Below are 23,582 nucleotides of genomic sequence, written 5' to 3'. Positions count from 1 at the left end.
GACTGCCAAGATAAACCAGTAGGCTTATTAATAAAAAAATAACCAAGACAATAACAAGAATAATTAAAATAATAACTCTTTTCTCCGGCCTCGCTTGGGCAACCTTGCGAGGTTATCTTTTTTTTAGCTGCCTTTGAGCTAAGCAAGTGGCTGATACGGAAAATGCTTTATATAACGATTACCAGCCATAGCCAAATGGGCGATAATCATAACCTAAGCGTCCAGAGCCATAACCAAACGGATAAGGCGAGCGCAGATAATCAAGGTCACGCTGGCGGATATAATAGTAACGTCCTTGGGAGTACGCTTCCTCGAGCTTTTCGATGCCTTCGAGCGGACAGACAGGCTGCCAATCATAGCCTTCGCGGCCAAGCTTATAAGCATTGAGCTCAGTGCAGTAGTTTTTCAACCCTTGCTGGCGACCTTGTTCCCACAATACGCGGTTTGGCGTTGCGCCAACGACACTTGCGCATTGATTGGTATAGTGCCCAAAGTAAGCACCTGAGCGCCCACGGATACCATCGGCATAGCCGACTTCTTGCCAATTGCTGCTTTGACATTGTTCGGGCGTTAGGTTTTGGGTCGTCGCACAGCCGGATAATGTAAACAAAGCCGCGCCTATTAGCGAGATAGCAAGACGCGGTTTACGCATGATTTTACCGACGCATTTACTTACTTGTGAGGCGGTCGATGAGTTTCGCTTAAGATGATAATTCATAATAAACCTGCGCGTGTTTAAAATTATGGTTTATCATAGCACTTTTTTAGGCGGTCAACTTTTTGCATCTTGTTATCGAATCAGTGGCTTTCTGTACTAAGTATTTGATATGCCACTATAAATAATAAGGCGTTGCTAAGTGTCAGGTTTGCTCAGCATTTCGCTAGTTATCAACGATAGCATTTCAGGGCGCTTGATTTTTAATGGTTTGCGCTCATTATAAGCACCCAGCTAGCAGCCGTTTGTATTTAAGTTTTTTATATCAATAACCACGCTTATAGGTTATTAGCCCTATTTTAATTTATAGCATTACTTCATTTAAGCTAAAAGGTCAGACTGTTATGGGAATATGGATTGCGATCGCCATTGTACTATTCGTATTAGGGAGTATGATGGCGCTCAAACCTAGCGGAATCGACCAGCGTTTGGATAAGCTGCGTATGACGGCGCGTCGCTTACAACTTAATCCCAAGTTAGTTACTTGCCCAGATTGGGTAAAGGGCAAAGACAATGAGTATGGTCGCGGCATGATTGGGCAATATGGTTTGGTGCTGGAGAATATAAAACTGCCACTGACGCGCTATCAGGTGATAGATGGACAATGGCGTCCGGCTAGCAATGCCAGCAGTCATGACATTAATAATAGCGGCGACAATAAAAGCTTACCCGTACAAGCCAATTTTAGCTTAGATAAAGAGCCTTTAGCGCTGCCCGTTGGTATTGAGCCATTTGTAAAAGCATTATTGGTTAAGTCGAATAGCATTATTATTTATTGGGAAGATATTGCCTATGTGCGCCCCATAACCAACCCTGCTTATCAGCAAAAAGCCATTGAAACCGACTTATTAATACTGAAAGAAAACCTTGAGAGATGGGCATTACAGATGCAAAAGCAGCTATAAAAATCGTTGCAAGCTAGCAAATTAGTTTTTCGTCTCCATTAAGAGGCAATATGCAAGTCCTTTTGGCAAACTCTCAGTCATTTTCAGTTGACAGCTTAATGCTTAGCAGTGTAACGTCTTTATAACTGTATGTATGCGTTATGGTTATTGTTTGTTTTATAACCGTTTTTATCAGCAGCCCTTACTACAATAATTCGCTGAGCCATTATAACTAACTATTATAAATTGCCATGCTGCTGAATTTATCCTTATTTTAATTTACTTATTATGGTGTCGTCACTTATGGCAAAACCCGCAACCAAAAAAAGTCCAGCTGCGGCTGCTGACAAAACTAAAGACAGTCCAAAGGGCAAGTCTTTGGTGATCGTAGAATCACCCGCCAAGGCAAAAACCATTAACAAATACTTGGGCGATGACTTTATCGTACGCTCAAGTATCGGTCATGTCCGTGATTTGCCAGTGGGCGCGAGTAAAAGCGCGAAGAAGCCAGCGGCGAGCAAAAAAGATGACAGCCTGAGCAAAGAAGAAAAAACCCAACAAGCATTGGTCCGGCGCATGGGCGTCGACCCAGAACATAACTGGGCGGCAGTCTATGAAGTATTGCCCAACAAGACCAAGGTCATCAAAGAGCTTAAAGCCTTAGCTAAAGACGCTGATAAAATCTATCTCGCAACGGATATGGATAGAGAAGGGGAAGCGATTGCTTGGCATCTAAAAGAAGTCATCGGCGGCGCAGACAGCAAATATGAGCGCGTGGTCTTTAACGAGATTACCAAATCCGCCATTCAAAATGCCTTTAAGCAACCATCCAAACTTGATATTGACCGTGTGAATGCGCAGCAAGCGCGGCGCTTTTTAGACCGCGTGGTTGGCTTTATGGTATCGCCGCTGCTGTGGCAAAAGGTTGCTCGCGGTCTGTCAGCAGGTCGTGTCCAGTCCGTTGCCATGCGTTTGGTTGTGGAAAGAGAGCATGAGATTCGCGCCTTTATTCCAGAAGAATACTGGCAGATTCATGCTGATACCCATATTGCCGATAGTAAAGCCAAAAAAGCCACAGACGCTGAGCAAATTGCCATTCGTCTAGAAGCGACCAAGCAAGGCGGCAAAACGCTAAAGCTTGTCAATAAAGAACAGACCGATAAAGTCTTAGCAGTGCTTAACTCAAGCGACTTTATTGTTAAAGAGCGTGAAGAGAAGCCAACGCAATCGCGTCCCAGTGCGCCTTTTATTACCTCGACGTTGCAGCAAGCAGCAAGCACGCGCTTAGGTTTTTCAGTTAAGAAAACCATGATTTTGGCGCAGCGTTTATACGAAGCCGGTCATATTACTTATATGCGTACCGACTCGACTTTCCTGTCTGGTGATGCATTGGCGGCGGTACGGGGCTATATCGAAGACAGCTATGGCGCAAAATATGTGCCAGAAAAGCCGAACTTCTATGGCAATAAACAAGGCGCACAAGAGGCGCATGAAGCCATTCGTCCGTCTAACGTCAATATGAAATCAACCCAGCTAAAAGGGGTTGAGCGTGATGCAATCCGCCTATATGAGCTGATTTGGCGTCAGTTTGTGGCTTGTCAGATGCTGCCAGCAAAATACTTATCAGTGAATCTATTCGTCGCTGCCAATGATGTTGAGCTAAAAGCCCGCGGTCGTACCTTAGTGTTTGATGGCTTTACTAAAGTCATGCCACCAGCGAAAACCGACGATACTTTGCTTCCAGATGTCAAACAAGGCGATAAATTAACGCTCGATAAGCTTGATCCTAGTCAACACTTTACCAAGCCACCACCGCGCTATACCGAGGCAAGCTTGGTCAAAGAGCTGGAGAAAAAAGGCATCGGTCGTCCATCGACTTATGCCTCTATCATCTCGACCATTCAAGATCGCGGTTATGTAAAGCTTGAAAATAAACGTCTATTTGCCGAAAAAATGGGCGATATCGTCACTGACAGATTGACAGCAAGTTTCCCAGACTTGATGGATTATACCTTTACCGCCGCATTAGAAGACAAGCTTGACCATGTCGCTGAGGGCGATACCGACTGGAAAGATGTCCTCGATAATTTCTATGGCGACTTTAAAAAGACCCTAGATCGTGCCAAAGAAAAAGATGGTATGCGCCCGAATGATCCAACCGATGTGCCAGATGTGCATTGCGATATTTGCGATCGTCCGATGCAGCTGCGTACCGGCTCAACGGGTGTATTCTTAGGTTGTACTGGCTATAATTTACCGCCAAAAGAGCGCTGTAAAGGCACTAAGAACTTAATGCCAGTCGAAGCGTTTGCCAATCTTGATGATAGCGACAGCGATGACGAAGCGGCCGAAGTTAAAGATTTGATGGAGAAAAAACGTTGCCCGAAATGCGGTACGGCCATGAATGGCTATATCGTCGACGGTGGTCTCAAGCTGCATATCTGTGGTAATAATCCTGATTGCGACGGTTATATCTTAGAAGAAGGTAAATTTGAAGTACCGGGTTCAGACGCCCCAACCATCGACTGTAATAAATGTGATGGGCAGATGGAGCTAAAAACCGGACGTTTTGGTCCTTACTTTGCTTGTCAGAAATGTGACAATACTCGTAAGGTACTCAAAACTGGCGAAGCTGCACCGCCGCGTATGGATCCTATTCATCTGCCAGAGCTAAAATCAACCAAGCACGATGATTACTTTATCTTGCGTGAAGGCGCGGCTGGGATGTTCTTAGCGGCGTCTAAGTTCCCGAAAGTACGCGAAACGCGTCCGCCAAAGCTTGCTGAGCTACGCGAAATCAAAGATAAGATGGAAGATAAGTTCCAGTATCTGTTTGCAGGTCCAGATGAAGACCCTGATGGTAATCCAACTATTTTGCGCTGGTCGCGGAAGAAAAAAGAGCAGTATATCGGCTCTGAGAAAAACGGCAAAGCCACGCGTTGGGGTGTGTATTGGCGTAATGGTGAATGGGTAGAAGAGTAAACCTGTTTTACTTTTACCATAAATCACTTTAAATAAAAAAACCTCTTAGATAATCTAAGAGGTTTTTTTATGCTATCAATTTTAATGATACTAACAGTATTAAGCTTTAAAAGTTATTGGCTAAATACGATTAGTTCTTTTCGATGATACCGCAAGCAACGCGATCGCCTGCATTACCGGCGGGCTGGCTAGTATAGTCGTCAACACCACTATGAACGATAAAGGCTAGACGGTTAACACTATATTTACCGGCATCAGCAGCGGAGATTTTCTTATTTACAAAGTTGATAGTAGCAACACCATCAGCATTGGCGGTTAAGTTCGGCAAGTCGCCCGCATGACCATTCATATCATCAGGGTTAGAGTGCGGTTTATTATCTGGGTTAAAGTGACCACCTGCCGCTTTACCCATATCAGCACAGCTACCCGTTTCATGGATGTGTAGTGATACTGTTTTACCTGGTTGCAGGTTCATGAGCTTACCGTAGACTTGTACACCGCCATCAACTGGACGTAGGAATACTTGACCCACTTCATTTTTATTACCAGCGACTGCATTGATAGTAGATTTTAGCGCAGGTTGGCTCAGTGGATTGCCGGTTTGCATTTGTCCTTCGACGGTTTGGCAACCCGTCATTACCAACGCTGAACCACATAATAGGGCACTTGCAAGCATCGTCTTATTCATTATTATCTCCATTTATATTTAATCGTTATGATGAGTTTCTATAGTTTTAGTTAAGATATTCAAATATTGCCTAATACCGCAACCAGTATAGCCAAGCGTTAGATATAGTTATTCATCAAATGCGCAACAATCGGTTAATAAATGTAAGTATCGTATGGGTTTGAAAGTTGTTTACGGTATTTTCTTTACTTCGTTTTGCCATACTAAGGTTTCGCCTGTTGCCATCGTTTGCAATAAATTATAACGAGGCATATCAGTTTGATTGTCTGCTGTTGGCGATATCGGTTGTGAAGGCTGCAAACTTAGCATTAGCTGACTGCTGCTATCACGCATCAAATCAAACAAAGCGCTTTCAATGCGATTGCCTGTCTCACCGCAGCCCATTACAGTGCTGATGATGGTGCCGACTTTGAAAGTATTATCATTAGCGCATTAGCTGACTGCTGCTATCACGCATCAAATCAAACAAAGCGCTTTCAATGCGATTGCCTGTCTCACCGCAGCCCATTACAGTGCTGATGATGGTGCCGACTTTGAAAGTATTATCATTAGCTGACTGCTGCTATCACGCATCAAATCAAACAAAGCGCTTTCAATGCGATTGCCTGTCTCACCGCAGCCCATTACAGTGCTGATGATGGTGCCGACTTTGAAAGTATTATCATTGAGTAAAAAATAGGGCGCGCGTGAGCCGTTACAGCCTGAGCTAAAGGATGCGTATTGATTGTTAGGCCAACTCTCAAAGCTCGCTGAAATAGGGTGATCGGGGTGATAAAAATTGCCCAAAGATTTTCTGGTTAATTCCCCTTTTGCATCATAAGTATTACTGACGGCGCTGACCAGCTGCCAATCGTAGCGCTCCAATAACTCGTTAGTAATGGGCAATCCAGTGGGAGCTGCTAATGCTTTAGGCGAACCTATAAAAATTAGGCGATTACCGTTTTCGATATTAAGTGCCAAACGTTTAGGGGCAGCTTGTATGGCGACTGGCGCTGATTCTGATGTTAAATGCGAAGTTGGCAATAACTCAAAATTAAGCCTAACAGGTGCGTACTTAACAAATAACGATTGAATACTATTATCCTCTGTAATCACAGTTTTATTATCAGAGTTAGTGTCGTTATGACAAGTTGTGGGTACTTTAGCAAGATGAGAATAATAGGGATAAGGCGGCGCGGACATCGCATAGAAATCCAGCATATATTGCTCGCAACCTTGATAAAATCTGACTGCACTGGGTTCTATTGCTAAGGTAATCGGTGCGAAATTTTCGATATCGACTATGTTACCGTTTTGATTAATTACTTGTGCCAATTGCCAGTCATAATGAGCTACCCATTGCATTACTTGCGCTTCACTTATGACAGCCTTGTCAGTAGGGTAGATGGTGTTGACGGTTGTATTATCTACTGTATCCGTTTGTTGAGGGCTTTTAATAGGTGTGGACTGGCAACCTACTAACGCTACCGGAAAAGAGATAGCGAGCAATAAGGATAGAGTTAAGCGGTTTAAAATCAGGTGGTTTAACATTATGGCTATTACCAAATAAACATTTGTCTAAAATATAGCACAGGGTCTTAACTAGATTGTTTTTTATTATTACCAAAAAAAGCCGCCCATCATGACGATGAGCGGCTCTTTAATTTGTAAGACTGGATTAGTAACGAATCAGATTAGTTATGCAGCGCTTTGCTTGAGGTTTTATCAACCGTCACTTTGGCAGGTTTTAGTGGCACTGGCATACTGACCAACGCCACTTTTAATATCTCATCAATCGTTGCCACTGGCTGAATAGTCAGACCAGCTTTGACGTTATCAGGGATATCGGCCAAGTCACGCTCGTTGGTCGCTGGAATCAACACATGCTTGATACCACCGCGATGCGCAGCAAGTAGCTTCTCTTTTAGACCACCGATGCGTAGGATTTTACCGCGTAAAGTAATCTCGCCTGTCATTGCAATATCTGGACGAATCGCAATACCAGTCAAGGCAGAGACTAGCGCTGTGGTAAGCGCACCACCAGCCGATGGACCATCTTTCGGGGTCGCACCTTCTGGCATATGCACGTGGACGTCAGTGGTTTTAAAGGTCTCGTAATCAATCCCTAAGCTATCACCGCGAGCACGGACCACGCTCATTGCTGCACGAATCGACTCTTTCATGACATCGCCGAGTGAACCGGTAAAGCTTAGCTCGCCTTTACCTTTCATCGCCACCGCTTCGATGGTTAATAGCTCGCCACCGACTTGTGTCCAAGCAAGACCCGTAATACGACCAATCTCAGGCTCTTCTTCTGCTAGACCATAATCGTACTGATGGACGCCTAGATAGTCATCGATGTTTTTGTCATCGACCACGATTAGCTGACGTTCTGCTTTCTTCGGAGCACGTGCGCCATGGGTTTCAACCGAACCGCGAACGACTTTACGGCAGATTTTATTGACTTCACGCTCAAGGTTACGCACACCGGCTTCACGGGTATAGCTACGCACGATACTATGCAATGCCGCTTCTACAATCTCAATTTCACCTTCTTTGAGACCGTTGTTTTTAATCGCTTTTGGCACAAGATATTTCTGCGCAATATTGACCTTTTCTTCTTCGGTATAACCCGGTAGACGAATGACTTCCATACGGTCAAGCAGGGCAGGCGGGATATCCATGCTGTTGGCGGTACAGATAAACATCACTTGCGATAAATCTAAGTCCATATCTAAATAATGGTCGTTAAAGGTATCGTTCTGTGATGGATCGAGCACTTCAAGCAAGGCTGACGCTGGATCGCCGCGGAAGTCTTGCGCCATTTTATCGATTTCATCTAATAAAAATAGCGGGTTTTTAACTTCGACTTTAGCCAATGACTGCACAATTTTACCCGGCATCGCGCCGATATAAGTACGGCGATGACCACGGATTTCCGCTTCATCACGGACGCCGCCAAGCGCCATACGTACAAACTTACGACCCGTTGCACGCGCAATCGATTCACCTAATGAGGTTTTACCAACACCCGGAGGACCAACTAAACAAAGAATCGGACCGCGCAGTTTTTTCACCCGCGACTGTACAGCGAGGTATTCTAAGATGCGGTCTTTGACATCTTGTAAACCATAATGGTCTTCGTCTAATACCGTTTTAGCTTTTTCTAAATTAATCGAAACTTTGGTCGTCGCATTCCACGGCGTATCCAAAATCCATTCAATATAGTTGCGCACCACTGACGATTCACTCGATGCAGGTGGCATCATTTTGAGTTTCTTCAGCTCTTGCTCTGCTTTTTTGCGCACATCTTCTGGCAAGTCAGCATCTTCTAGGCGCTGTTCAAGCTCAGCCACGTCGTCTTCACCATCGAATGCACCGTCATTCATATCTGACAGCTCATTTTTAATGGCTTTCATCTTCTCGTTTAAAAAGTACTCGCGCTGATTGTCTTCCATTTGCTGACGAACCGCATCTTGGATATCTTGCTCGATATTTTGCTCAGCGCTTTGCTTAACTAAGTACTCGGTCAAGGTATTGATATGGGTTTTGATATCGTCTTCTTCTAAAAACGACTGCTTAATATCCAAATCCATCGACACGCGGGTTGAGATGAAATAGACCAGTTCAAGCAAATCATCGATGCGTTTGGCCACGCGAGTTAGCTCACGAGCATTACGTAGACGGGCGTCGGCATAGCCTTCAAACAAAGTCGTTAAGGCTTGGATGGTGTTTTTTTGCTGGCTCTCATCCATACTGACATCGAGGTCAGCACGGTCAAAGCTTGCCATCAATAGCTCGTCATGATTTTCAATGTTATTGACGCGCGCGCGGTATTGACCTTCAATTAATACTTTGATGCAATTCTCGTCGCTATCATGCGGCATGGTGCTGACGATGCGGCACACAGTTCCGTACTGATACAAGTTGTCTTGATCAATATCTTCGGTCAGCGAGTCTTTTTGCGCCACGACCAATACTTTATTACCATATTCGGCTTGTGCCAATTCCACGGCTTTTACCGAGGGCGCACGACCGACAAACAAGGCAATCTGCATATGCGGATAAACAACCACATCGCGCAATGCCAGTAGCGGTAGATAGTTTTCTTCAGCATCTTTAGCTTTAATGTCTTCAGAATCGCTGTCTTTACTCTCATTGTCTTCGACAGTTTCATTTTTAACCGTTTCAGACGCCGACTCGTTTTCCAACATATCGTCAGATGAAGTATTTAGCGCATTATCATCAGAAACGTTAGATGAAACGTCGACATCGATGTCGATATTGTCTTGGGCAATTTTATGTTCACTCATATATTCTTCCTCGTTCACCAGACTTGTAAAGTCAAGTTAGTGGTTCATGTTTAGATAAATGGTGCTGCTAAATGAAATTGCAAGGCTATATGACCAACCGCAAGGAGAATATTGCGCCTTTATTTGCATTGTCGCTGATGTCTGCTAGGTTTTGCGCGTGGGCTTTATGGCTAAAATCAGGTAAAATGACGCGCGTCTTAACCGCTCCGTTCAAATAGCAACTATATGGATTAACGTGTGAGTTAAAACGCTAGGGCGAAATAAATAGGTCGGCAATGTGACAATAGCGTGTCAATAGCGGGCCACAAAACATAGGGTAAGGGGCGAGAATATGACCATCAATGCGGTGCTACTAGCGGTAGTCATCATGCTAGGGCTGTCTTTAGCGCGGGTACACGTGGTACTCAGTTTATTAATCGGGGCGCTGGCAGGTGGGCTGATTGCGGGTCTTGGTATGACCGATACCTTAAATGCTTTTCAAGAAGGTATCCGTAATGGCGCGCAAATCGCGCTGTCTTATGCCTTATTGGGTGCTTTTGCGGTAGCGATTGCGCATTCGGGCTTGCCGCAGTCATTGGCAGGGGCGGTCATCAAGCGCATTGATGCCGGTGGCACTAGTGGCATGATTAAATACATGCTGTTTGCCGGTCTGGTTACCATGAGCTGCTTTAGCCAAAACTTAATCCCGATTCATATCGCTTTTATTCCATTGCTTGTACCGCCTTTATTGCTCGCCTTTAATCGCATGCACATTGATAGACGCCTGATTGCCTGTCTGATTACTTTTGGTCTTGTGACCACTTATATGTTTATCCCTTATGGCTTTGGCGATATTTATCTCAATCAAATCATGCTAAAAAACGTCGGTGAAGCCGGTATTGATGTATCGAATATTTCGGTCACCAAAGCCATGGCGATTCCAGCACTTGGCATGCTCGTTGGTTTGCTAGTGGCAGTATTTATCAGCTATCGTAAGCCGCGCCAGTATCAGCAGTTGGCAATCGATAAACAAGCTCGCGATGCGGTAGTAGAAAAAGATGCTTTAAGCAAAACCGCAGCCGGCGCACAAACGCAAAGTAAGCTTAAAACCATCGTCGCGCTGATTGCTATCGTCACCGCTTTTGTCGTACAGCTTTATACTGATTCATTATTGCTAGGCTCAATGTTTGGTTTTGGCGTCTTTATGGCAACGGGCGTGGTTAAATGGCGTGATGCCGATACGGTCTTTAATGACGGTATTAAGCTGATGGCGATGATTGGCTTTATTATGATTACCGCCCAAGGCTTTGCCGAAGTGATGAAAGCGACCGAACAGATTCAGCCGTTGGTTGATGGTGCAGCGTCTTTGTTTGCGGGTAATAAAGCGATGGCCGCATTTATTATGCTATTGATTGGCTTGATCGTAACCATGGGTATTGGTTCGTCTTTTTCGACTATTCCTATTTTGGCGGCGATTTATGTACCACTATGTATCTCTTTAGGGTTCTCACCTTTAGCAACCGTTGCGATTATTGGTACAGCTGGCGCGCTTGGTGATGCCGGTTCGCCAGCGTCAGACTCAACGCTTGGACCAACCTCTGGTCTAAACGTTGACGGTCAGCATGACCATATCAAAGACAGTGTGGTGCCGACCTTTATCCATTACAATATTCCGTTATTGGTGTTTGGTTGGATTGCGGCGATGGTGCTTTAATTCATAATCTAAACTTTGACAATAGATATAAAAAAGGCGAATGATTATAAAATCATTCGCCTTTTTTGATTTTTTATAAAAGCTTAATTTATATTTTTCTCAGTTGCGTAGGGCACACCCTACAAATTGCTCGATATTATTCATTCGCCACTATCAGTATTATCCTCATCAAAATCTCCAATTTCACCATTCAAGCTTTTTAAAAACTTATCACTCTGCGCCAGCAACTCATTTAAACGCGCTTCATTGATTACGCTCGATAGCTCATCAGAGCTAAAGGCTTGTTCTTGACTGTAGTAGAGCATCTCCCTAGCATCATCATTTCCCAATGTTTGCAAATATTCCTCAACATTATCAGCGCTAGAGTTAGCATCCATCGCTTGTTTGTCATTTTTCATCGAAACCACCTCAAGCCACTTGGCGTAATTATGCCATCTAATGGTACATCCCATGGTTGACGTTCTAATTGCTCTACCACTTGAAAGTCGTAACACCAACCAATTTTCAATGGTTTTTTTAACCCTGCCTGATGGCTTTTACCAAGTGTCGTGTCATAAAAGCCACCACCCATCCCCATACGATTACCATTTTTATCAACCGCCACGAGTGGACAGATAATCACATCTAACTCACGCGCCCAAAGCAATCGGCGGTGATGGTTTTGTTTCATCCCTAAGCTATGAATGCGCGTCGGTATATTCAGCAGTTTCGACTGATAAATAGGCACAAAGCGCAGACGTTTATCATCATTACCATTTCTAGTACGACCGAGCGAACCAACCACAGGCAGATAAGGTAAATAGCCTAAGCGTTGACACCAGTCCAACAGTGGCTGAGTGGGTAGCTCACCAAAGCCATCATAATATAAGCCAATACGCGCACGCGGAGGTAAGCGCTGTTGCAACTTGATTAAATGCAAGCTTGCCAGGCGCGCGTAATGTCTACGTTCGCCAGCCGTTAATTGCCGACGCTGGCGGGTAAATTGTCGTCTAGGCGGATTGCTTAAGCTGTTAGCAATTTTGACATCCTTTTTAGAGCGAGCGTCATCAGTCGCGAACTGAGATAAAGAATCAGATAATGCAGTAGCAGAATGTTGTTGGCTCGTGTTTTTAGACATCAGTTAGCCTCACGGACTTGGAGAAATTTGTGATAAGTCATGCTATCATAACGCCACTTTACAGCGTATTTTCCTTTATGTGCAGCGTGTGTTGCACTTTTTTCAAAGCAGCTATACAACAAACCATCAAAGAGGGTAGTTATGTCGACACAGAATCAGGCAACTCGTACCGAAAAAGATACCATGGGCAACGTGGAAGTCCCAGCTGACGCTTATTGGGGTGCGCAAACTCAGCGTAGCCGTGAGAACTTTAAAATCGGTGGCGAGACCTTGCCACGTCCGATGATTGAAGCAATGGCGCTAGTGAAAAAAGCCGCTGCGATTACCAATGCGAGCCTTGAGCGTATCGAAGGCGATAAGCGCGACTTAATCGTCCAAGCTGCTGACGAAGTCATCAACGGTGGTCTAACGGATCAGTTCCCATTAGTTGTATGGCAGACGGGTTCTGGTACGCAGTCAAACATGAACATGAACGAAGTATTGGCCAACCGTGCTAACGAAATCGCAGGGAACGCGCGCGGTAGCTACACGCCAATTCACCCAAATGACCATGTTAACCATGCGCAATCTACTAACGACAGTTTCCCAACCGCGATTCGCGTTGCTGCTGCTCGTGAAATCAATAGCTTACTGATTCCAGCGGTAAAAGCATTGCGCGATACACTAGACGCCAAAGCCAAAGAATTTGATAGCATCGTCAAAATCGGTCGTACGCATCTGCAAGACGCCACACCTTTGACCCTAGGTCAAGAATTCAGCGGTTATGTGAGCCAACTTGACCATTCATTGACTCGTATCGATAACGCGCTACAAGGTCTATATGAATTGCCACTAGGCGGCACTGCGGTTGGTACAGGTCTAAACGCTCACCCTGATTATGCGGTAAAAGCAGCTGAGCAGTTATCAACCTTGACTGGTCTGCCGTTTGTCACCTCACCAAATAAATTTGAAGCGCTAGCCGCTCGTGATGCTGAAGTATTTGCTTCTGGCGCACTAAAAACCCTAGCTGGCAGCTTAAATAAAATCGCTAACGACGTCCGTTGGTTGGCATCAGGTCCTCGTTGTGGTCTAGGCGAGTTGACGATTCCTGAAAATGAGCCAGGCTCATCTATCATGCCGGGTAAAGTAAACCCAACCCAGTCAGAAGCAATGACCATGGTTGTCGCGCAAGTGATGGGTAACGATGTTACTATCAGCATGGCTGGCGCGTCAGGTAACTTTGAGCTTAACGTTTATAAGCCAGTGATTGCCTTTAACTTATTGCAATCTATCAAGCTATTGGGTGATGCGTGCAACAGCTTTAATGAAAACTGTGCCGTTGGTATCGAGCCAGTCAAAGACAAAATCGATGACTTTTTGCATAACTCATTAATGCTAGTCACCGCATTGAACCGTCATGTTGGTTATGAAAACGCAGCAAAAATCGCTAAGACCGCTTATAAAGAAAACAAAACTTTGAAGCAAGTTGCCGTTGAGTTAGAACTGTTAACTGAAGCTCAGTTTGATGAGTGGGTAACGCCTGCTGATATGGTGCATCCTTCTTAATTCGTAAAATAAATAACGACCTGCTACGATTTCAGACATCGTTTAATTTACGATAGTTACAATTTTTGCCCGTCTTCATTGTAGCAGTGTCATATTTGTTCCACTAAGAAGTAAGTTATTTAAAAAGACCTTGCCATCCTTTATAGAGGAATGTGCAGGGTCTTTTTTTTATCTATCAGTTGAAGCACATACATCGAGAGAAACAATGTCTTACGCTCAGACAACAAGCAAACCAATAGTTATAACAGCATCAACAAAAATTTTTCTTATAATGAGCGCATAGGTAAGAGTTCGTGAATAACAGTTATAAATTACGACAAAGACAATAAGAGCGAACAATCAGACCAACTAAAAATAGTTCGCCGCTAACGTCCATATTTCTCTTATCTATGACGATTCTAATTATATCATTGAGGTGATTTTATGAAAAAATTAACTGCCGCTTTATCATCAGCTGGTATTTTGATATCAATGTTGGGTTCTGGTTCTGCCATGGCCTACTCGAACAAAGTAATGGAACCAAGCGAGAGCTATGATAGCGCTGTTAAACACAGACAGGTCAACTATACTTGCCAAAACAACAAGAAAGTTAGCGTGACTTATGGTTTTAACAAGCAAAACCTACCGACTTTTGCAGAAGCCAATCTGAATGGCAAAAAAAGATTTTTACCCATTAACTTAGGTCGTTCTGACATGGTTGATACCGTGTTTGGTGATGAAGAAAACTTTAGTGTTATGACTGGCGCACTGCGTTTAAATAATTATCATAAATCATCGGCTAATATCCAAGATGCCAGCAGTGAAATCATCTATAAAGGCTGTAATGTTAAATCTGTCAAAAAGCTTAAAGGCTAATTTTTAGCAGCCTGATAGATTTAGAGAGTTTAAAAAGACCTTGTCACGTAACGCGACAAGGTCTTTTTTTTCATTTTTTAGATTTAAGGGTAGAGCCTGTGATACCCAACGATTTCATCTATGTTTTTAAGTTATGATATAAAAAACCTTATTAAAAGATAATAAACTACCAAATCTATAGAGCATTAGACTATGAATTCGACTGATACCAAATATACTAACCATACAATATTTGAAGAACTTAATTATTACGTCAACTTTTATGAGTCCTTGTCGAATTCTGTTATGAGCTTTGCAACTAAAGGTACAACAGCAGTAGCCAATATGGATACCTATGTTTATATGTCAATGAGAAGTACTCTGGAGTCTATAAATTTAGTTTTAAAGAATGGTAATTTAAATGATGCCTATGCATTATTAAGAAAGTATTATGATTCAGTCATGATTAATGCATATACAAACTTATATATCAATCAAAACTCAGGAATAGCAGATTTTTATGTTACTGAGATCAACAATTGGCTTCATGGAAAAAAACCGTTACCAAGAATGTCTAAGATGGCAAAATATCTAAATAACTCTTCATCTTTATCCAAAATTAATGAGTTAATTGATTTAGACAGGCGCTATGAAGATATTCGGGATCGTTGTAATGATAATATGCACTACAATTTTTTTGCCTTGATACTGCTCAACGATGGCAGAGTATATTTAAAAGAGCGTTTTCAGCATCTTGAGCAGTTACGAAACGATATTCGAGATGTATTTATACTTAATATTGCATACATTTTGACGATTAATGAACACTATATGGTGTCTTCTGATTATTTAGACCATCTGAACCTTGGTATGTCCCCACCTGAAAATAGTCAATACTGGGTAGCTCCATTCATTCAAGAAATGGCAAATGAAGTCCTTCTCAAAGAACGTCCAGATATCTTAGAACTTCTGAAAAGATCAACAAACATGGAGCTTTCTTAAAGTAATGTAGGGTGCGTCCCACGCACCATTTTTAAGAAATAGCTATACTATCGGTGCGCTAGGCGCACCCTACAATTAAAGTAGAGATAAAAAAAGACCTTGTCACACAACGCGACAAGGTCTTTTTTTATTGCATATACCTGCTTAACTAAAATTTATAAAGTAATCCTAGCGTCGTTGTTGCATCAGTACGCGAGTCAACCATTGGACTGTCATATTGCTCATTTGGCAGATAGCTTAAGCTTTGATTGGCAAATCCTGCCCAGCGCTCATTAAAATCATAATTAGCGCTAATATTGATATAAGGGTTTAAGCTATTATTTGACTCATAAGCAGCGACGCCTGTCTTCGCTGACTCTTGCTCACTAACGCCATAATAATAGTTATTGTAGTCAGCATCATGATATTCAAAGCCAATGCTTGGATAGACCGTCAGCTTATCTTTAGTGATTTTGGCAAGGTAAGTCAAGCGCGCCGTATTGCCGCCACTATTATCTAAAACGTCAGTCGCGACTTGCAGGCGGAAGCCGCCCACAGGCGTACGACGCAGATACGATAGACCGGCAGCAGCTGAAGCCTTACGTTTATCCAGACCTTGCAGCGCGCCAGTCGCATCATCAGGATCGAATTCACTGCCATCGAGCTGAGCATAAGCGGCTAGCTGATTGGTGCCATCATTGATGATATAAGCACCCGCTTGCGCACCGCGTGCATAGATTCTGTTGTTATCATAAAATACACCCGGCAATACTTTTATGTCGGTGCTGTCTTCCAAATCATAAGCCGACTTGACCGCCATGACGTTGACGCCGACACTTAAAATGGCATCTTTATCAGTCGGTAAGTTGTTTTTAAACAGTGCGGCATTAGAGATGCTGGCGACACTAAATAGGGCCGTGGCGGTAAATGCGCTAAGGACAGTGCGCGTCAACGGTTTCGATAGCGCTGATGATTTAAACATGGTTTGCTCTCATAAGTGGGTGGGATAAATGATAGAAACAGAGTCGATAAATAGAATAATAAATAAGTCTGGCACTTTACTCAATGGCTGCTAGCACTTGTAATATTTGCTGATGAATATCTTGCCACCACCATATAAAACCAATACTGATTAGCAGCATGACCAGCCACGGTAGCAATTGCCAAATAAGCGTCGATTTGGTCGCTGTTTGTTGTTCGTTAATTTTGCTGTGATTAAGGCTTGCGTGATTAGCATTCACATTTATAGGTAAGTTTACAGCAGAGTCGTGATTAAAACTGCTGTTATTATTAAAATTACCCTCATTATCAAAGCGAGAAGCGTGGGTAGAAGTGGGGGTGGAAAAGTCAGTATCGCTACTTACGGGAGAATTGATATACGTCGTTTGATAAATGTCTTGAGGTGCGCTAGGTACATGCTGTAGCGTAGCAGCCAACCGCTGACGGTAGGCAATGGCAAACGCCAATGCAATCACCAATCCTGTTATCGCGCCACCAATATGACCGGCATTATCAATCCCCGGTACGGCAAAGCCATATACCAAATTGATGCCCATAATAATGATTAGGCTTTTCAGATTGAGCACCATACCATTGACTGATATTTTAAACAGCGCAGCTATCAATAGCGCGGCACCGATACCCATGATACCGCCAGACGCGCCCGCAGATATGCCCGGTTGTCCAGTGCCATCTAAGATACCTTGCCACGTAATATGGTTGTTCAGTAGGTTGCCACCGATTGCCGCCAGTAAAAATAACGCCAAAAACTTCGCTGAGCCAAACATCGGCTCGGCGATTTGCCCAAAAAAATACATGGCAAAACCATTAAACAATAAATGCATCAGACCGATATGCAAAAACGCACTACTTGCCAAGCGCCATGGTTCACTGTCCATGGTATAAGGCAAGGCATTGGCACCCCATTTTAGCAATGCTTCAGTCGATGGATTATTGGCATCGACGCCGCTCAGCACCTGCATGATAAATAGCCCGATAAAGCTGACTAATAGCAAAGTGGTGACGGGCGCGGTTTTTAATAATTGTTGAATGGTCATAAACGCAAACTATCAATAAAAAGTGATGAGTAGAGTATAAAGGCTAGGGTTAGGGCGTGTCACCCATAAGTGGGTTATAGTCGATTCAACTTCAAAACGATATAGGGTTGCTAGAATAAATTTTTCGAAGCCTCTGGAGTGCGAAGCACACAGCAAGCAAGGAAAATTTATTCTAGCAGCACGCTATTTTAAGCATATCCTTTTTACATCGAACTGAATATATCAATATTTAATAAAGTTGGGTTTTTTAATAAGGACTAGCTTTTTAATAAGCATGAGTTTTAAGGTTCTCATAAGTGCCTTTGACCAAAATGTCATCCGTCACTTGATTGATATCGGTATGACCGCAAAACGCCATGCTGATATCACACTCGTTATAAATAAGCTCTAGCGCACGGCGCACGCCATCTTCGCCATAAGCGCCAAGCCCATATAAAAATGCGCGACCAATCATTGTACCAGTAGCGCCTACAGCTAGTGCTTTGAGTACATCTTGACCAGAGCGAATACCACTATCGAGCCAAATCTCAATATTGCTATTTTCTGCTCGTACCGCTTGCACGATATCAGCAAGCGCGGCAATGGAAGACAGCGCCCCATCGAGCTGACGGCCGCCATGGTTTGAGACGACCAATGCATCGGCACCGCTACGAGCAGCCATGATGGCGTCTTCAGGTTCCATGATACCTTTTATAATCAGCTTGCCGCCCCACATATCTTTAATGCGCGCGACATCATCCCAGCTTAGCGCCGGGTCAAATTGTTCGGCTGTCCATGCCGAGAGCGATGAGATATCCTCGACGTTTTTGGCATGACCGACGATATTGCCAAAGCTATGACGTTTGGTGCCGAGCATATTCATGCACCATTGTGGCTTGGTCATGAGATTCAATATATTGCCAAGGGTAGGCTTTGGCGGCGCGGATAGACCGTTTTTGATATCTTTATGGCGCTGTCCGAGGACTTGTAAATCCGCGGTTAAGATAAGCGCGGAACAATTGGCCGCCTTAGCGCGGCGAATCAGGTTTGCCATAAACTCTTGGTCGCGCATCACATATAGCTGAAACCAAAACGGCGCACTGGTATTTTCCGCGACATCTTCGATAGAGCAGATACTCATAGTCGAAAGCGAGAAGGGCACGCCAAATTTCTCCGCTGCGCGTGCGGCGTGAATCTCACCATCCGCCCACATCATACCGGTAAAGCCAGTTGGTGCGATAGCAACGGGCATTTTGACTTTTGAGCCCAGCATGTCAGTGGCAAGCGAGCGCCCTTCCATATTCACCAGAACCCTTTGGCGCAATTTAATACGGTCAAAGTCGGTTTCATTGTTGCGATAAGTGGTCTCAGTCCATGAGCCCGAATCGACGTAATCATAAAACATCCTCGGTACTTTACGCTCGGCAACACGGCGCAAATCCTCAATTTCCGTTATTTTCTTTAAATCTTTCATAGGTTTCTCATTATTATGATTGTTTTATAATAGCGCTCTTATGCTGGCTGTTTTATAAAGACTGCTTTATAAAAAGTGCTTTATGACGCTACTAATAATTGCTGCAAATCCAACACTGAAAACGGATAATTCAAGCGTTTTGATGGCGTCAATATCACAGGAATCGTGGTAGCAAACTCCATCATCATTGACTCATCAAAATCAGCAATATCAACATACTGATAGCTTATCGGCTGCACCGCTTGAAATTGGGTGAGCAACTGCTCAGCAATGTCACAAAGGTGGCAGCCAGAGGTGCCGAGTAGCCACCATTTATCCTGATTTTCAGCCGTACCAAGATTGGGGTTGGTGGCAATCATACGTGCCCGTAGCATCGTATTATAATTGCCATTATCATTATCCATATTTTTACTCTTATACTGATTTCTATTTTTGATAGTTGCTACCTTTTAAGATATTTGCTTCTCACGTCTGTTTATAATGTCTAGCGCTAATAATGTCTAATGCTAAACCCCACTCTCAACTTATTTTTCTAAGGTATTGGTTTACTTAGTTTTTAAAATTTCAGTTAAAACAATTAAAATTTTAAATTCTATAAAAATCAAAAGCCTACGATAAGTTGAGATTGGCGTAATGCTAAGTATTTATCTTAAGTCTTTTAAGAAAAATTATTCATATCACTTGGCAATATTTACATGATAAAGAAATGGCGTAAATAATGACAGCGATTGTGAGATTAGGTAAGATGACCTGCTATTTATCATTGCGCATTATTAGCATCTTATTGATAGCTTGCCGTTTATAGCGCGCCATTTATAGACAGCCGCTTTTTATATGACTATTTTTTCACCACTCGGATATCGCACGCATGACAAGTTTTGGCAAATTTATCAAACGTTTATTATTGGCATTCATGTTGTTGGTCGTGGCATTCCATATATTGGTCGCAGGGTTACTGTTGATTTGGAAGACTCAGCCGATTAATAACAGTATGTTTATGCTGACCCATCGTTTAACGGGCGGCACGGTCACCCAGACGTGGGCTGAGTATGACGCCATTGCCAAATCTGCCAAACAAGCGGCGATTGTCAGTGAGGATTCGACGTTTAGCCAGCATAATGGCTTTGATATGAAAGGCATTAAGGCGGCACAGAAAAAGAACGAAGAAACTGGCAAAATGTCAGCGGGTGGCTCAACGATCACCCAGCAATTGGCTAAAAACTTATTTCTCACTTCGCATCGCTCTTATAGCCGTAAAGCTGAGGAAGCGATTATCACTGTCATGATAGAAACTTTGTGGGATAAGCAGCGCATTTTGACCGCTTATCTCAACGTGGCGGAGTTTGGCAATGGCATTTACGGTATCGATGCCGCCGCCCATCATTATTTTGATAAATCAGCTGCCAACCTAAACCGTGACGAATCTGCTTTACTCATCGCCATGCTGACCAATCCGAAATACTATGAAAGTCATCAAAGCGACAAACGGTTGCGTAACAAACAACGTATCATTAAAAAACGGATGAAAAATGCCGTCTTGCCACAATCGGCTTAAATTGCTCGCTTAAACTGTTAGTGATTTCAAATGGCGGTAAGACTAATTGTGCTATGTTATAGGATATGAAATTAGCCGCTCTAAAAAAATTAGTATAAAAACTTCTGAACCGTGTTTGAGTATAAAAATAAAAGATGATGGCGTGTCGATAACGCTAAAGGAGTGGGAAGATGGCAGAGATAGATAATAAGCATGAAGTTAATGACAGTGTTGATATGAGTATAAAAAATGACAATGAAGTAAGCCCAAGCTTTATTGAAGTGAGTGACAATAAAGTGAGTGACAATTCGACTGATGGTTTAACCGATAGTGTGACTAACAGTTTAACTGAGGTCTTAACTGAGAGCTTGACTGACATTGATTGGCAACGTTCAGAAGATGGCAGCTATTCGCCGAGCAGCTATATCAATCGCGACCTGTCATTATTACAGTTTCATTTGCGGGTTTTAGCGCAGGCAGCCAGTCCGCGTCATCCTTTATTAGAGCGTTTATTTTTCTTAATTATTTTTTCATCCAACATCGATGAGTTCTTTGAGATTCGCGTCGCCGGTATCATGCAAAAGCTCAATCTGGGTGATGTATCGACCAGTGTCCACGGTATGCGCCCAAGCGAAGTATTAGAAGAGATATCCGTTATCACTCACGCTGCCATCGCTGAGCAATACCGTATTTTAAATGAAGATATCCTGCCAGCACTTGCCAAAGAAGATATCCGCTACTTAAAACGGGACGAGTTAAATAGCGAGCAATCGGCATGGATGAAGCGTTATTTCACCGAGCAAGTATCACCGGTCTTGACGCCTATCAGTATTGATCCGGCGCATCCATTTCCACGCTTGGTAAATAAAAGCCTAAACTTTATCGCTACCTTGGAAGGCAAAGATGCCTTTGGTCGCGATATCAATTTGGCGATTGTGCCAGCGCCGCGCAGTTTGCCGCGCGTGATTCGTCTGCCTGATGAGCTGACAGGTGGTAAAGAGCATCATGTGATGCTATCAGCCGTGATTCATGAGCATATTGGTGAGCTATTCCCTGGGATGAATGTCACGGGTTGCCATCAGTTTAGACTGACGCGCAATGCTGATTTGGATTTGGCAGACGATGTTGATGATATTGCCAAAGCATTAGAAGGCGAGCTTGAAAATCGCCGCTTTGGTGACAAGGTGCGCTTAGAAGTCACCACCGATTGTCCAACGCCCATTAGTGATTATCTGCTCAATGAGTTTGAGCTGCATGACAATCAATTATACCGCGTCAATGGACCGGTGAACCTAACGCGGCTGCTGTTTGATTTTAATATTCCAGCACTGCGTTATCAGCCGTTTACTTATGTCGTACCCAAACCATTTCGCCGTGAAGTCGATAAGCTCGATAAAGCGACCAGCATGTTTGCGGCGATGCGTAAAGGCGATGTCTTGGTTCATCATCCATTCCATGCCTTTTCACCGATTATCAATCTGTTGTGGCAAGCGGCAAGCGACCCAAAAGTCTTGGCCATTAAGCAAACGCTATATCGTTCAGGTACCAATTCAGAAATCGTCAAAGCCCTAGCGGCAGCAGCGCGTCATGGTAAAGAAGTCACGGCAGTGATTGAGTTACGCGCCCGCTTTGATGAGGCGTCTAATATCGCGGTTGCCAATTATTTGCAAGAAGCTGGCGCGGTGGTGGTTTACGGTATTGTTGGCTACAAAACCCATGCCAAACTGATGCTTATCATTCGCCGTGAAGACGATAAAATCCGTCGTTATGTGCATCTAGGTACTGGTAACTATCACGCGGCCAATGCCAAAGTTTATACCGATTATGGTTTATTTAGTGCCGACCCCGATATCTCAGAAGACGTACATAAAATTTTCCAAGAGCTGACGGGGATGGGCAAACCTGCCAATTTGAAAAAGCTCCTGCATGCACCCTTTACCTTGCATGAAAAGCTAATGAGCTTTATCGATGATGAAATTGCCCATGCGAAAGCAGGCAAGCGCGCTCATATCATGGTTAAGGTTAATGCGCTGACCGAACGTCGCCTGATTGATAAATTATATGATGCGTCACAAGCAGGGGTTAAAATTGAGCTAATTTTGCGCTCAATGTGTTGCTTGCGCCCACAAGTAAAAGGGTTGTCTGAAAATATCACTGTGCGTTCTGTTATCGGGCGTTTTTTGGAGCATACGCGCATTTATTATTTCCATAACGATGGGGACGAGCGTTTATATTGCGGCAGTGCCGATTGGATGGATCGCAACTTGTTCCATCGCGTCGAGGTGGCATTTCCCATTGAAGATAAGAAGCTCTTTAAACAGATTTATGAAGATGGGTTATTAAACTACCTGAAAGACAATGTGCAAGCGTGGACACTTGACGGTAATGGCGTTTGGCAGCAGATTGAACCTGCTGCAGGTGAGCTGCCGCATATCGCGCAAGATTATTTACTAAAGGTTATCAACCGCGTTGGCGAGTCAGTTTAGCGAAATGGCTTTAATAGTCAGTTTTTAGTTAATCTGCTTTTATTAGCGTTGCTTACTGCTATCTTGGATGAACCTAGATAGTATTCACCTTTAATATTCCCAATTAAAATATTCTAAATTAAAGCCAAGCGTGGATTTAGCCTACGCTTGGCTTTTTCGTGTTAATAATCTCTATTGAGAATGATGATAAGTATAAAGATGAAACATGCGTTACAAACTGTCTGGTAACCTCACATTTATTCACACATTGATACCGCAGTGCACTGGTTAGCGATTGAGAATTCTTCCTATAATTGATACAGGCTTTATTACTGATACCTC

General features: G+C 43.5%; 19 protein-coding genes. 8 read left to right on the top strand and 11 right to left on the bottom strand.

Annotated features, from left to right (window positions below):
• Positions 1 to 178: 178 nt before the first annotated feature.
• A complete protein-coding gene (locus ACP7AA_RS01715; protein WP_426222453.1) occupies positions 179 to 718 on the bottom strand; it encodes a DUF2799 domain-containing protein in 540 nt (179 codons plus the stop codon).
• Between the two features lie 341 nt (positions 719 to 1,059).
• On the opposite strand from ACP7AA_RS01715, the gene ACP7AA_RS01710 reads away from it, so the two are divergent.
• Positions 1,060 to 1,620: a hypothetical protein gene (locus tag ACP7AA_RS01710; protein WP_271134556.1), complete on the top strand. Its 561-nt coding sequence runs from the start codon at positions 1,060 to 1,062 to the stop codon at positions 1,618 to 1,620.
• Positions 1,621 to 1,902: 282 nt separating this feature from the next.
• Entirely contained in the window at positions 1,903 to 4,581 is a 2,679-nt protein-coding gene (gene topA, locus ACP7AA_RS01705) for a type I DNA topoisomerase (RefSeq protein WP_281491070.1), read from the top strand.
• 130 nt (positions 4,582 to 4,711) lie between these two features.
• Here topA and ACP7AA_RS01700 read toward each other — a convergent pair whose 3' ends face one another.
• The 4 genes from ACP7AA_RS01700 to lon all read right to left on the bottom strand — a co-directional run bounded on the left by ACP7AA_RS01700 (position 4,712) and on the right by lon (position 9,378).
• Entirely contained in the window at positions 4,712 to 5,269 is a 558-nt protein-coding gene (locus ACP7AA_RS01700) for a superoxide dismutase family protein (RefSeq protein ID WP_183620600.1), read from the bottom strand.
• A 171-nt stretch (positions 5,270 to 5,440) separates the two neighbouring features.
• Positions 5,441 to 5,653 carry a hypothetical protein gene (locus tag ACP7AA_RS01695; RefSeq protein WP_426222452.1) on the bottom strand — a complete coding sequence of 71 codons (213 nt, stop codon included), beginning with the start codon at positions 5,651 to 5,653 and terminating at the stop codon, positions 5,441 to 5,443.
• Between the two features lie 123 nt (positions 5,654 to 5,776).
• The gene (locus tag ACP7AA_RS01690; protein ID WP_426222451.1) at positions 5,777 to 6,799 is read right to left on the bottom strand and encodes an META domain-containing protein; all 1,023 of its coding nucleotides are present in this window, start codon (positions 6,797 to 6,799) and stop codon (positions 5,777 to 5,779) included.
• 143 nt (positions 6,800 to 6,942) lie between these two features.
• Positions 6,943 to 9,378: an endopeptidase La gene (lon, locus tag ACP7AA_RS01685; RefSeq protein WP_426222630.1), complete on the bottom strand. Its 2,436-nt coding sequence runs from the start codon at positions 9,376 to 9,378 to the stop codon at positions 6,943 to 6,945.
• A gap of 514 nt (positions 9,379 to 9,892) precedes the next feature.
• Between lon and ACP7AA_RS01680 the strand changes: the two genes are divergently transcribed.
• Positions 9,893 to 11,254, top strand: a complete 1,362-nt coding sequence (locus ACP7AA_RS01680) for a Na+/H+ antiporter family protein (RefSeq protein WP_426222450.1) — start codon at positions 9,893 to 9,895, stop codon at positions 11,252 to 11,254.
• Positions 11,255 to 11,394: 140 nt separating this feature from the next.
• Here the strand turns inward: ACP7AA_RS01680 and ACP7AA_RS01675 are convergent, their stop codons facing one another.
• On the bottom strand, positions 11,395 to 11,652 hold the full coding sequence (locus ACP7AA_RS01675; protein ID WP_426222449.1) for a hypothetical protein: 258 nt from the start codon (positions 11,650 to 11,652) through the stop codon (positions 11,395 to 11,397).
• The gene (locus ACP7AA_RS01670; protein ID WP_426222448.1) at positions 11,649 to 12,371 is read right to left on the bottom strand and encodes a 5-formyltetrahydrofolate cyclo-ligase; all 723 of its coding nucleotides are present in this window, start codon (positions 12,369 to 12,371) and stop codon (positions 11,649 to 11,651) included. Before ACP7AA_RS01670 ends, ACP7AA_RS01675 begins: the two co-directional genes overlap by 4 nt.
• Before the next feature lie 141 nt (positions 12,372 to 12,512).
• On the opposite strand from ACP7AA_RS01670, the gene fumC reads away from it, so the two are divergent.
• The 3 genes from fumC to ACP7AA_RS01655 all read left to right on the top strand — a co-directional run bounded on the left by fumC (position 12,513) and on the right by ACP7AA_RS01655 (position 15,752).
• Positions 12,513 to 13,916: a class II fumarate hydratase gene (fumC, locus tag ACP7AA_RS01665; protein WP_426222447.1), complete on the top strand. Its 1,404-nt coding sequence runs from the start codon at positions 12,513 to 12,515 to the stop codon at positions 13,914 to 13,916.
• A gap of 423 nt (positions 13,917 to 14,339) precedes the next feature.
• Positions 14,340 to 14,771: a DUF7606 domain-containing protein gene (locus ACP7AA_RS01660; protein WP_426222446.1), complete on the top strand. Its 432-nt coding sequence runs from the start codon at positions 14,340 to 14,342 to the stop codon at positions 14,769 to 14,771.
• A 285-nt stretch (positions 14,772 to 15,056) separates the two neighbouring features.
• Positions 15,057 to 15,752, top strand: coding sequence for a hypothetical protein (locus ACP7AA_RS01655; protein ID WP_426222445.1), 696 nt, complete (start codon positions 15,057 to 15,059; stop codon positions 15,750 to 15,752).
• Between the two features lie 148 nt (positions 15,753 to 15,900).
• Here the strand turns inward: ACP7AA_RS01655 and ACP7AA_RS01650 are convergent, their stop codons facing one another.
• The 4 genes from ACP7AA_RS01650 to ACP7AA_RS01635 all read right to left on the bottom strand — a co-directional run bounded on the left by ACP7AA_RS01650 (position 15,901) and on the right by ACP7AA_RS01635 (position 19,645).
• Positions 15,901 to 16,713, bottom strand: coding sequence for a MipA/OmpV family protein (locus tag ACP7AA_RS01650; RefSeq protein WP_426222444.1), 813 nt, complete (start codon positions 16,711 to 16,713; stop codon positions 15,901 to 15,903).
• Positions 16,714 to 16,789: 76 nt separating this feature from the next.
• Positions 16,790 to 17,788, bottom strand: a complete 999-nt coding sequence (locus ACP7AA_RS01645) for a rhomboid family intramembrane serine protease (protein WP_426222443.1) — start codon at positions 17,786 to 17,788, stop codon at positions 16,790 to 16,792.
• A 265-nt stretch (positions 17,789 to 18,053) separates the two neighbouring features.
• Positions 18,054 to 19,241 (bottom strand): alpha-hydroxy acid oxidase, encoded by a 1,188-nt coding sequence (locus ACP7AA_RS01640; protein WP_191692416.1) that lies wholly within the window; start codon positions 19,239 to 19,241, stop codon positions 18,054 to 18,056.
• Between the two features lie 80 nt (positions 19,242 to 19,321).
• Entirely contained in the window at positions 19,322 to 19,645 is a 324-nt protein-coding gene (locus ACP7AA_RS01635; protein ID WP_426222442.1) for a glutaredoxin family protein, read from the bottom strand.
• Positions 19,646 to 20,109: 464 nt separating this feature from the next.
• Between ACP7AA_RS01635 and mtgA the strand changes: the two genes are divergently transcribed.
• Both mtgA and ppk1 read left to right on the top strand, forming a co-directional pair.
• Positions 20,110 to 20,796, top strand: coding sequence for a monofunctional biosynthetic peptidoglycan transglycosylase (mtgA, locus tag ACP7AA_RS01630; protein WP_201563101.1), 687 nt, complete (start codon positions 20,110 to 20,112; stop codon positions 20,794 to 20,796).
• 170 nt (positions 20,797 to 20,966) lie between these two features.
• Positions 20,967 to 23,261 carry a polyphosphate kinase 1 gene (gene ppk1 / locus ACP7AA_RS01625; protein ID WP_426222441.1) on the top strand — a complete coding sequence of 765 codons (2,295 nt, stop codon included), beginning with the start codon at positions 20,967 to 20,969 and terminating at the stop codon, positions 23,259 to 23,261.
• Positions 23,262 to 23,582 lie beyond the last annotated feature (321 nt).

Source organism: Psychrobacter sp. DWR1-2-3, assembly GCF_049896465.1.
In the GTDB taxonomy this organism is placed as follows: domain Bacteria; phylum Pseudomonadota; class Gammaproteobacteria; order Pseudomonadales; family Moraxellaceae; genus Psychrobacter; species Psychrobacter maritimus.
The sequence above is the reverse complement of the archived record's forward strand: the minus strand, read 5'-3'. Positions and strand labels throughout refer to the sequence as shown.